Source organism: Methylobacterium symbioticum, assembly GCF_902141845.1.
GTDB classification, from domain to species: Bacteria; Pseudomonadota; Alphaproteobacteria; order Rhizobiales; family Beijerinckiaceae; genus Methylobacterium; species Methylobacterium symbioticum.
Genome location: NZ_CABFPH010000152.1, coordinates 1 through 9,577, shown reverse-complemented (window position 1 = coordinate 9,577; position 9,577 = coordinate 1). Strand labels below are relative to the sequence as shown.

At 73.5% G+C, this 9,577-nt stretch carries 11 protein-coding genes; 7 read left to right on the top strand and 4 right to left on the bottom strand.

What is annotated here, in order from left to right; translation table 11 throughout:
- From MET9862_RS26945 to ada, 4 genes are all read left to right on the top strand, one after another.
- A partial coding sequence (locus tag MET9862_RS26945) for an EAL domain-containing protein (RefSeq protein WP_142586000.1) occupies positions 1–1,141 on the top strand: 1,141 nt, incomplete at its 5' end.
- 179 nt (positions 1,142–1,320) lie between these two features.
- Positions 1,321–2,217, top strand: coding sequence for a TIGR01459 family HAD-type hydrolase (locus tag MET9862_RS26940; RefSeq protein ID WP_142585999.1), 897 nt, complete (start codon positions 1,321–1,323; stop codon positions 2,215–2,217).
- 77 nt (positions 2,218–2,294) lie between these two features.
- Positions 2,295–2,744 carry a DUF3617 domain-containing protein gene (locus MET9862_RS26935; RefSeq protein WP_142585998.1) on the top strand — a complete coding sequence of 150 codons (450 nt, stop codon included), beginning with the start codon at positions 2,295–2,297 and terminating at the stop codon, positions 2,742–2,744.
- Positions 2,745–2,872: 128 nt separating this feature from the next.
- Entirely contained in the window at positions 2,873–3,970 is a 1,098-nt protein-coding gene (ada, locus tag MET9862_RS26930) for a bifunctional DNA-binding transcriptional regulator/O6-methylguanine-DNA methyltransferase Ada (protein WP_142585997.1), read from the top strand.
- A 129-nt stretch (positions 3,971–4,099) separates the two neighbouring features.
- Here the strand turns inward: ada and MET9862_RS26925 are convergent, their stop codons facing one another.
- Positions 4,100–4,813, bottom strand: coding sequence for a response regulator (locus tag MET9862_RS26925; protein ID WP_142585996.1), 714 nt, complete (start codon positions 4,811–4,813; stop codon positions 4,100–4,102).
- The gene (locus MET9862_RS26920) at positions 4,813–5,325 is read right to left on the bottom strand and encodes a MarR family winged helix-turn-helix transcriptional regulator (RefSeq protein WP_142586001.1); all 513 of its coding nucleotides are present in this window, start codon (positions 5,323–5,325) and stop codon (positions 4,813–4,815) included. Before MET9862_RS26920 ends, MET9862_RS26925 begins: the two co-directional genes overlap by 1 nt.
- Positions 5,326–5,531: 206 nt before the next feature.
- On the opposite strand from MET9862_RS26920, the gene MET9862_RS26915 reads away from it, so the two are divergent.
- The 3 genes from MET9862_RS26915 to MET9862_RS26905 all read left to right on the top strand — a co-directional run bounded on the left by MET9862_RS26915 (position 5,532) and on the right by MET9862_RS26905 (position 7,213).
- Positions 5,532–6,419, top strand: coding sequence for a branched-chain amino acid aminotransferase (locus tag MET9862_RS26915; RefSeq protein ID WP_142585995.1), 888 nt, complete (start codon positions 5,532–5,534; stop codon positions 6,417–6,419).
- Positions 6,420–6,536: 117 nt separating this feature from the next.
- Positions 6,537–6,782 carry a DUF3072 domain-containing protein gene (locus MET9862_RS26910; RefSeq protein WP_142585994.1) on the top strand — a complete coding sequence of 82 codons (246 nt, stop codon included), beginning with the start codon at positions 6,537–6,539 and terminating at the stop codon, positions 6,780–6,782.
- Between the two features lie 221 nt (positions 6,783–7,003).
- Complete coding sequence (locus tag MET9862_RS26905) at positions 7,004–7,213, top strand: Flp family type IVb pilin (protein ID WP_142585993.1); 210 nt, start codon at positions 7,004–7,006, stop codon at positions 7,211–7,213.
- 284 nt (positions 7,214–7,497) lie between these two features.
- Here MET9862_RS26905 and MET9862_RS26900 read toward each other — a convergent pair whose 3' ends face one another.
- A complete protein-coding gene (locus tag MET9862_RS26900) occupies positions 7,498–8,223 on the bottom strand; it encodes a DUF937 domain-containing protein (protein WP_142585992.1) in 726 nt (241 codons plus the stop codon).
- Between the two features lie 184 nt (positions 8,224–8,407).
- The coding region (locus tag MET9862_RS26895) for an MATE family efflux transporter (protein WP_142585991.1) at positions 8,408–9,577 on the bottom strand (1,170 nt) is incomplete at its 5' end.

Here is a 9,577-nt window from a genome sequence, read left to right as displayed (position 1 = left end):
CGTGCGCGACCTCACCACCGTGGTCACGGCGCAGGACGAGGAGGTGGCCCGCCTCAAGGCGGCCGCGCAGGCGGCGCCCGTGCCGCCGCCGCCCGCGCCGCGCCCGGCCCCCGAACCGGCCCAGCCCGAACGGACCAAGCTCGAACCGGCGATGGCCGAGCCGGCGATGCCCGAACCGCGCCCGGAGCCGAGGGTCGAGCCGCGTTCCCTGCTTCCGCGTCCGTTCCCGCCGCGCCCCGTTCCTCCGCTCCCCCTCAGTTCCTCCAGGGCCGCGCCGCCGGCGGAGCCGCCCCGCCCCGTCCTGCCGCGCGGGACGGCCCTGCCGGAGGAGGCGCTCGTCGCCGCCTTCGAGGGCGACGGGCTCGAGGTGCACCTGCAGCCCGTCGTCACCCTGCCCCAGCGCAAGGTCGTCGCCTACGAGGCCCTGGCGCGCCTGCGCGCGGGCGCCGACCTCGTGGCGCCGGAGATCTTCCTGCCCGTGCTGGAGCGGCACGGCCGCACCACGGAGCTCGACCGGCGCATGCTGCAGCGGGTGCTGACCATCGCCCGCCATCTCGGCGGGCGCGGCAGCGAGGCGAGCATCACCTACGGCCTGTCCCCCCTCTCCCTGTTCGAGCCGGGCTTCCTGCGCTGGCTCGCGCGGCTGGTCGGCGGCGAGACCGGTCTCGGCGGGCGCATCGTGCTCGCCCTGCCGCAGGCGAGCTGGCGCGGCCTCGACGCCGAGCAGGCCGCCGCGCTCGCGGGGCTCCGCGGCCGGGTCGGCTTCACCCTCGACCGGCCGACCGATCTGCGCTTCGACGCCGCCGCGCTCGCCGCCCGCGGCGTCGGCCAGATCAAGGTCCCGGCCGGCCTCCTCCTGCGGCCCGCCCGCGCGGACCTCGCCGACATCGCGCCGGAGGACCTCGTCACGGCGCTCGCCCGCTCCGGCATCCGGCTGGTGGCCTGCGGCGTCGAGGCGGAGGCGGACGTGCCGGACCTGATCGATCTCGACGTGGCGCTGGCGCAGGGCACCGCCTTCGCCGCGCCGCGACCCGTGCGCGCGGAGGTGCTGGCGAGCCCCGTCCCCGAGCCGGGCCCGGAGACCGATCCCGAGCCGCCGCAGCGCAAGCCCTTCCGCTCCTTCCTGCGGCGGGCGGTCTGAGCGCGGACCGCGCTCCGCGGGGCGTTGCCTTCGCCGCCGCCTCCGCCTAGAGCCGTGCCCGATCACGCTGGATCGGGCACGGCTCCAGGCCCTTGATGGCGCGCTCCCTTGCGCCGAACCGGTAACCACTTCGGCGGGGAGCGCTCTAACCCGGCGCGCGACGCCCGGCAGGACCCCGCATGACCTCTGACCACGCCTCGATCCCGACGCTGACCGGCCTCAGCGGGATCGCCGACGCCTACGACGTGATCCTCTGCGACGTCTGGGGAGTGCTGCACGACGGCTCCAAGGCCCATCCGGGCGCGGGCGACGCGCTGATCCGTTTCCGCGGCCTGCCGGCGGCCGGGCGCCCGCGCCGGGTCGTGCTGGTCTCGAACGCGCCGCGGCCGGGGGCGGGCGTGCAGCGCATCCTCGACCGGCTCGGCGTGCCGCGGGAGGCCTACGACGCCATCGTCACCTCGGGCGACCTCACCCGCGCCCTCGTGGCGGAGCAGCCCGGCATCCGCCTGTACCATCTCGGGCCGGAGCGCGATTCCGGCATCTTCCAGGGACTCGACGTGGCACTCGCCGGCCCGGAGGAGGCCGACCTCGTGCTCAATACCGGCCTGTTCGACGACCGCACCGAGACGGCGGACGATTACCGGGAGACGCTCGCGACCCTGCGCGCGCGCGCGGTGCCGATGATCTGCGCCAATCCCGACCTCGTGGTGGAGTTCGACGGCCGGCTCATCCCCTGCGCGGGCCTGCTCGCCGCGGCCTACGAGGAGATCGGCGGCTCGGTCGTCTATGCGGGCAAGCCGCACCGGCCGGTCTACGAGGCCGCCCTCGCCCGGGCCGGCGACCTCGACGGCCTGCCCCCGCCCGACCGGGCCCGCGTGCTCGCGGTGGGCGACGCCATCCGCACCGACGTGGCGGGCGCCCGCGGCGTCGGCATCGCGAGCCTGTTCGTCGCCCGCGGCATCCATGCCGAGGAACTCGGCCTCACCGCCGAGCATCACCGCCTCGGCGCGATCGCCGACTGGCTCTCCGCCCAGGCCGTGCATCCCGACGCGGTGATCGAGCGGCTGGTCTGGTAGGGGATTGCGGAGCCAGAAACGGGAGGATCCCGAAGGGCCTGCCGTGCTCTCCTGCAGGCCTGCAGGGGAACTCCGTCATGCCCGCCATCCTCCGGTCCGCGGCCGCCGGCCTCGCCCTGTCCTGCGCGCCGGCGAGCGCCTTCGAGGGCGGCACCTACGCCGTCGCCGTGCGGCTCGAATTGCCGCATCTGGCGGAGGCCGCCGCCACCCGGCAGGTCGAACTCTGCCTCGACCCGGCGCGGGAGGGTTACGGCCTCGCCGTGCTCAGCGCCAACAACCCGCTCGCCCGCTGCCCGCTCTCGGAGATCCGCCGGGAGGGCGAGGCGCTGACCTTCGCGATCCGCTGCCCGGGCCGCAACGCCGCCGCGGCGAGCGCCGCCTACCGCCTCGGCCCGGACGGCTTCAGCGGCCGCATCGCCATGCGGATGGGGGCCAAGAACATGACGATGACCGAGGTCCAGACCGCCCGCCGCACCGGCCCCTGCCGCCCGGCCGGGGCGGGAGAGGCCGGATCGGCGACGCCTTGATGCGCGGCCGTTCAGGCCGGACAATCGCGCGTCGGGATTCGGGAGCAAGGCGCGGGATGCCGAGGCGGGCGGCCGGGGCGAGGATGGCGGTGACGGGAGCCGATCTCCCGGAGCCGACGAGGAACGCCATGCAGACCATCGAATGCCCGACCCGGCCGGAGCCGGACGGCCAGGCTGGCCATCAGGCCACCGAGCACGCCGCCCGCCATGCCGCGGTCGCCGCCCGCGACGCGGCGGCGGATGGCCGCTTCGTCTACGCCGTGCGCTCGACCGGCGTGTATTGCCGCCCGAGCTGCCCGTCGCGGGCGGCGCGGCCGGAGAACCTCCGCTTCTTCGCCACCTGCGCCGAGGCCGAGGCCGCGGGGTTCCGCCCGTGCCGGCGCTGTCGCCCGAACGAGCCGGCCCTCGAGGCGCGCAGGCGCGCGGCGGTCGCCCGGGCCTGCCGGCTGATCGACGCGTCGGAGAGCCTGCCGGGTCTCGACGCGCTCGCCGAGGCGGCGGGGATGAGCCCGCACCACTTCCACCGGGTCTTCCGGGCCGTCACCGGGATCACGCCGAAAGCCTATGCCGAGGCCAAGCGCGCGGCGCGCGTCGCCGAGACCCTGCGCGCGGCGGGCTCGGTGACCGAGGCGATCTTCGACGCCGGCTACAACGCGTCGAGCCGCTTCTATGCGGGCGCCGCCGGGCGGCTCGGCATGAGCCCGGACACCTATCGTCGCGGCGGTCCCGGCACCCGGATCCGCTTCGCGGTCGGCGCCTGCTCCCTCGGCGCGGTCCTGGTCGCGGCGACCGGGCGGGGCGTCTGCGCGATCCTGCTCGGCGACGATCCCGACGCCCTGGTGCGCGATCTGCAGGACCGCTTCCCCAGGGCCGAGTTCGAGGGCGGGGACCCGGATTTCGAGACCCTGGTCGCCCGCGTGGTCGGCCTCGTGGAAGCCCCGGCCGAGGGCCTCGACCTGCCCCTCGATATCGGCGGCACCGCCTTCCAGCAGCGGGTCTGGGAAGCCCTGCGGGCGATCCCGCCCGGCCGCACCGCGAGCTATGCCGAGATCGCCCGCGCGGTCGGGGCGCCGGCGGCGGTGCGCGCGGTCGCCCAGGCCTGCGGCGCCAACGCGCTTGCCGTGGCGATCCCCTGCCACCGGGTCGTGCGCTCGGACGGCGCGCTCTCGGGCTATCGCTGGGGCGTCGACCGCAAGCGCGCCCTGCTCGACCGGGAGGGCGCCTGAATCCGGGTTTCCAAAGGCCTCAGGCCTTTGGCGGGTCCGGGCGGAGCCCTGGTCGGCGAAGCCACCCTCAGGGCTTTGCCCCGAGACCCCACCAAAGGGATGATCCCTTTGGGATCCCGGATGGAGGCTTCAATCCACCGCCAGCCTGTAGCCGACGCCGCGGACCGTCTGGAGCAGGAGGGGATTGGCCGGATCGACCTCGATCTTGCGGCGCAGGCGGTTGATCTGCACGTCCACCGCCCGCTCGGCCGCCAGGCCGCCGCTGCCGGCGAGCTGCTCGCGCTCCACATTGGCGCCGCCGGCGCCCGCCAGGATCGTCAGCAGCTCGCGCTCGCGCTCGGTGATGCGGATGATCTCGTCGCCGCGGCGCAGCTCGCCCCGGTCGGCCCGGTAGGCGAAGGGCCCGAAGATCACGGCCTCGGGCGCGTCCGGCCGCACGGGAGCCGCCCGCTTGATGATGTTGGTGAGGCGGAGCGTCAGCTCGCGCGGCTCGAAGGGCTTGGGCAGGTAGTCGTCCGCCCCGATCTCCAGGCCCATCACCCGGTCGTTGGTGTTGGAGCGCGCGGTGAGCATCAGGATCGGCACGCGCGAGGTCTCGCGCACGCTGCGGGCGTAGTCGAAGCCGCTCTCGCCCGGCATCATCACGTCGAGCACCATGGCGTCGAACAGGATGCTCTGGGCCTTGGCCCGCGCCTCGGCCGCGCAGGCGGCGCTGGTCACGCGGAAGCCCTGCTCGGTGAGGTAGCGCGAGAGCAGCTCGCGCAGGCGCCGGTCGTCGTCCACCACGAGGACGTGCGGTGCCGTGTCCGGCAGGTCCGCGCGCAGCGCCGGCGCGGCGGCCATCAGGCGGTGCCCTGCTGGCCACGCCGGGCCATGAGCCGGCTCACGGCCGCGCGCTCGTCGGGCTCGATCATCGCGAGCAGGAAGTTCTCCGGGGAGGCGGCGGCGGCCGGCGCGGCCAGCGCCCGGGTCAGGCGCCGGGTCTGCACCCGGGTCAGGTCGCCGGCGAGTGCGGCCCCGGTCTGCGTGCAGTAGAGGAGCCGCTGGCGCCGGTCGCTCGTGCCGGTCTTCTGCGCGATGTAGCCCTGCTCGATCAGGTCCTTCAGGACGCGGTTGAGGCTCTGCTTGGTGATGCGCAGGATGTCGAGCAGCTCCGCGATGGTGAGGCCGGGATAGCGGTCGACGAAATGCAGGACGCGGTGATGCGCCCGCCCGAAGCCGTACTCGGCCAGGATCCGGTCCGGGTCGCCCACGAAGTCGCGATAGGCGAAGAACAGGAGTTCGATCAGGTCGTCGCTGCTGCAGGTCGGCCCGTCGGCGGCCGCCCCGTCGACGCGGATGTCGGCGATGGGCAGGGGACAGGCGGCGGGGCGCGCGGCGGAGCGGGGCACGTCTGCGTTGGATCCCAATTACGTCAGTTTCATTGACATATTTCAGCCCGGTTGGTACCCGTCAACCCTCCCGGGCGGACCCTTGACGGCCGCCCCGGCGAGGCGCACCCCCGCGCCCTTCACGAGCAAGCCCGCCTCCGGCCGGAGGCGCCACCGGAAAGATTCGAGCGATGTCCGTCATCCCGTTCGACCAGCGCGAAGGCACCATCTGGTTCGATGGCGCCATGGTGCCGTGGCGGGAGGCGAAGATCCATGTACTCAGCCACGGTCTCCACTACGGATCCTCGGTGTTCGAGGGCGAGCGGGCCTATGGCGGGCGCATCTTCAAGAGCCTGGAGCACACCAAGCGCCTGCATCGCTCGGCGGAACTCCTCGACTTCAAGATCCCCTTCTCGGTCGAGGAGATCGAGGCGGCCAAGGCGCTCGTCCTGAAGACGAGCGGCCTGCAGGACGCCTATCTGCGCCCCGTCGCCTGGCGTGGCTCGGAGATGATGGGCGTCTCGGCGCAGGGCAACACCATCCACCTCGCCATCGCCGCCTGGGAATGGCCGAGCTATTTCGACGCGGCCACCAAGATGAAGGGCATCCGCCTCGACATGGCCGAGTATCGCCGGCCCGACCCGGCGACCGCCCCCTGCGCCTCGAAGGCGGCGGGCCTGTACATGATCTGCACGATCTCGAAGCACCGGGCCGAGAACAAGGGCTATGCCGACGCCCTGATGCTCGACTTCGAGGGCAATGTCGCCGAGTGCACGGGCGCCAACGTGTTCTTCATCAAGGACGGGGTGATCCACACGCCGACCGCCGACCGCTTCCTCAACGGCATCACCCGCCAGACCGTGATCGAGCTGGCGCGCCGCCGCGGGGTCGAGGTGATCGAGCGCCGCATCCGCCCCGAGGAGATGGCGGATTTCTCCGAGTGCTTCATCACCGGCTCGGCCGCCGAGGTGACCCCGGTCTCGGAGATCGGTCCCTACCGCTTCACGCCCGCCGCGCTCACCAAGACGCTGATGGACGACTACCTCGCCGAGGTGCAGCCCAAGGCCCAGGCCGCCTGAGCCCCCGTCATCCCCGCCGGCGCCGTCGGCGGGGATCCCTGCGCGGGCGAGACCCGCGCGGGAACTGCCGTCCGAGCCGGGCGTTGGTGGGAACATTTCAAGAACGAAAGGTTCCCCATGGCCAAGGCAGCCACGCAGCGCGACAGCGAGAACCCGAAGATCGACCCGAAGGATGCCTCGAACCGGATCAAGGATCCGGACCAGTGGACCACCGGCGACGAGCCGATGACCGGCGCCCAGGCCTCCTACCTCAAGACCCTGGCCGAGGAGACGAAGGAGCCGAAGGCCTTCGACCCCGATCTCGACAAGGCGGAGGCCTCGAAGCGGATCGACGCCCTGCGCAAGGAGGCGGGCCGGGACTGATCCCGCATCCGGTCGATCGGGCCGGTCAATCGAGCCACGCGGGACAGCCGAAGCCCGCGCGGCGTCCGGGCGAAGGCGACATCCGCCGTCCTGAGCGCATCGACCGGAAGTCTGACGATCCGAGCAACCCGGCCCGGTTTCGGAGCAGATCTTAAATCGTCGTCAAGAGAATGCCGGCTATACCGAAGCACTCTGTCATCGCGGCGGGAACACGGTCATCCATGGCGTTCTCCCAAGACAGGAAGCCGGCCGCGCGACGGTCCACCGCCCTGCGGCGCTTCCTCGGCGATGCCGGCGGCGGCACGGCGATGGAGTATGCGATGATCGGCGCGCTGATCTTCGCCGTCGCGGCCGGGACGATCCGCCTCTACGGGTCGCGGATGAACGACGTCTATGCCCGGATCGGCAGCGCGGCGGCCCAGATCAACTGATCGCGCCGGCGCTGAACCAGCCTCCGCTGAGAGCCTGTTTGAGCGGGATCGACGGATCCTCATCCAGAGCCTCGGCCCATCCCACCAAACCACCTCATCCTGAGGTGCGAGGCGTCAGCCGAGCCTCGAAGGAGGCCTCCAGGGATCACCGCGCCCTCTGGAGGCCTCCTTCGAGGCCTCCGCTTCGCTCCGGCACCTCAGGATGAGGTCGAGGAGGGGATCAGCGGACTGAACACCGGCTCGATCCAGCTCAGACGGGCTCTGAGGCGCGCGGCCGACCCCGGTCAGCCGCGGCCCTTGCGCTCGCCGCGGCCCTCGGACGACTCCGCGTCCTGTCCGGCGGCGGAGGCCTCGGCAGCCCTGTCGGGGGCGCGGCTCTCCCGACCGCTCTCCTTGCCCGCCTCGGTCCAGAAGGCGTCGAACAGGCCCTGCATCGCCTTCACGTTCTGCTCCTGAACCTCGGCGCCCGTCTTGAGGAGCTGCTGCAGCATCTCGCGCCCGGCATTGGCCTGCGGATCGGCGGCCTGCTCCTTGGGCCGTGCCTGACCGGCCGGCGCGCTCCGGCCGGCGGCTCCGGGCTTGGCAGCCTGGGGCGCCTCGGCCGGGGGCAGGAACAGCTTCATCATCTCGACCCAGGCCGGGCTGAACGGGAAGGCGCTCTGCGCCTGCTGCGCGGGCTCGGCCGGGGGCGGCGGGTTCAGGACCACGTGGACGATGCTCGCCACCACGGCGCCGGCCATGGCGGGCAGCATCTGGCGCAGCACCTGGGCGCCGACGCCGCTCGTCATCGCGGCCTGCTGCAGCACCGCCTGCGTCAGCATCGGCGAGCCGAAGAGCTGGCTGAGCCCGGTCGGGTCGGCGGGGGTGTTGCGCTGGAGCCCGATGGCGAAGGCCGGCAGCAGCGCCTCCATCGCGCGGCGCGTCTGCTCCGGGCTGAGGCCGAATTGCTGGGCCATGGTCTGCATGCCGGCGCCGCCCTGCGCCTGCAGCATGTCGATCGGATTGAACATGGCCGGGGCCTCACGCGCAACGACGGGATCCGGAGATCCGCTTCGGCGGTCCGAAGGCATCGCCGAAGGTGCAAGTCTGCCCTCTTGCACCGGAAATGACCAGTTCCGGCCAATGCCTTGCGGAGGCTTTACCGGTGCTTTGCCGGTGGGGGCGGCCGATTCCCGCCGCGGGGCCCCCCGCGCCTCACACGAGGGCGCCGGAGCGAGCCGGCGCCGTCTCCCGGCCCGCGCCTGCCTCGGCTGCGGCGCGCACCCGCTCGGCCGCCGGCTGCCCTGCCGCCTCGCGTTCCAGCCGGCCCACCGCCCGGAAGGCCAGGGCGAGGCCGAGGCTGCCGAACAGGAGCGAGCCGAGCCCGGCCCCCGCGATCACCCCGCGCGGCCCGTACAGGCTTGCTCCGAGCAGTGCCGGCGGCACCGTGCCCAGCGTCGCCCGGCCCCAGTTGAGCAGCGTCGAGCGGAAGGGGAAGCCGAGATTGTTGAAGGCGGCGTTGCCGAGGAACAGGAGGCCGTTGAACAGCCAGATCGCCCCGCTCGCGAGGCAGAAGAAGCCGAACAGCTCGGCCGCGACGCCGTCGAGCTCGAACAGGCGCGTCAGCGGCCCCCGGCAGAGCGCCAGCGCCAGCCAGACGACGAGGACGTAGAGGAGCGCGACGCGGGCGCCGTCGCGCAGCACCAGGCGCATCCGGTCGAAGCGGCCGGCGCCCCAGTTCTGGCCGAGGATCGGGCCGATCGCGCCGGACAGGGCGAACAGGCCGCCGAAGGCCACCGGCGTCAGCCGGTCGATCACCGCATTGCCCGCCACCGCGGTGGCGCCGTAGCGCGCGAGCAGATGGGTGGTGACCGCGCTCGCCACGGAGGGGGCGAGGTTGGTGAGCACGGCCGGCACGGCGATGCGGATCAGCACCGGCGCGTCGGCCAGCACGGCCGGAAGGGTCGGGCGCCCGAGGAGGCGCAGGCGGTGCACTCCGTGCCAGCCGATGGCGAGGAAGCTCGCCCGCGCGACGCAGGTGGCAATCGCCGCCCCGTCCACGCCGAGGCCGGCGCCGAAGATCAGGAGCGGGTCGAGCCCGACCGTGACGAGGGCGCCCCCCAGCGTCACCCACATGGCCCGGCGCGCGTCGCCCGCCGCCCGCAGGATGCCGGAGAACAGCATGCCCGGCCCCATGAACAGGTTCGAGGGCAGCGCGATCCAGACGAAGCGGTCGGCGACGCGCAGCGCCTCGCCGGAGGCGCCGATCAGCCGGAGCAGGGAATCGGAGAGCGGCAGCAGGGCGGCCACGAGCAGCGCCGCCGCGGCGAGCCCGAGCACCGTCGCCGAGGCGGCGAGCCGGCGCGCGCCCGCGCGGTCCCCGGC

What these genes read in the sequence shown, in the direction of transcription:
- MET9862_RS26940 (WP_142585999.1), top strand. Translation starts at nt 1,321, where the DNA reads ATGACCTCTGACCACGCCTCGATCCCGACGCTGACCGGCCTCAGCGGG.
- MET9862_RS26935 (WP_142585998.1), top strand. Translation starts at nt 2,295, where the DNA reads ATGCCCGCCATCCTCCGGTCCGCGGCCGCCGGCCTCGCCCTGTCCTGC.
- ada (WP_142585997.1), top strand. Translation starts at nt 2,873, where the DNA reads ATGCAGACCATCGAATGCCCGACCCGGCCGGAGCCGGACGGCCAGGCT.
- MET9862_RS26925 (WP_142585996.1), bottom strand. Translation starts at nt 4,813, where the DNA reads ATGGCCGCCGCGCCGGCGCTGCGCGCGGACCTGCCGGACACGGCACCG.
- MET9862_RS26915 (WP_142585995.1), top strand. Translation starts at nt 5,532, where the DNA reads ATGTCCGTCATCCCGTTCGACCAGCGCGAAGGCACCATCTGGTTCGAT.
- MET9862_RS26910 (WP_142585994.1), top strand. Translation starts at nt 6,537, where the DNA reads ATGGCCAAGGCAGCCACGCAGCGCGACAGCGAGAACCCGAAGATCGAC.
- MET9862_RS26905 (WP_142585993.1), top strand. Translation starts at nt 7,004, where the DNA reads ATGGCGTTCTCCCAAGACAGGAAGCCGGCCGCGCGACGGTCCACCGCC.
- MET9862_RS26900 (WP_142585992.1), bottom strand. Translation starts at nt 8,223, where the DNA reads ATGTTCAATCCGATCGACATGCTGCAGGCGCAGGGCGGCGCCGGCATG.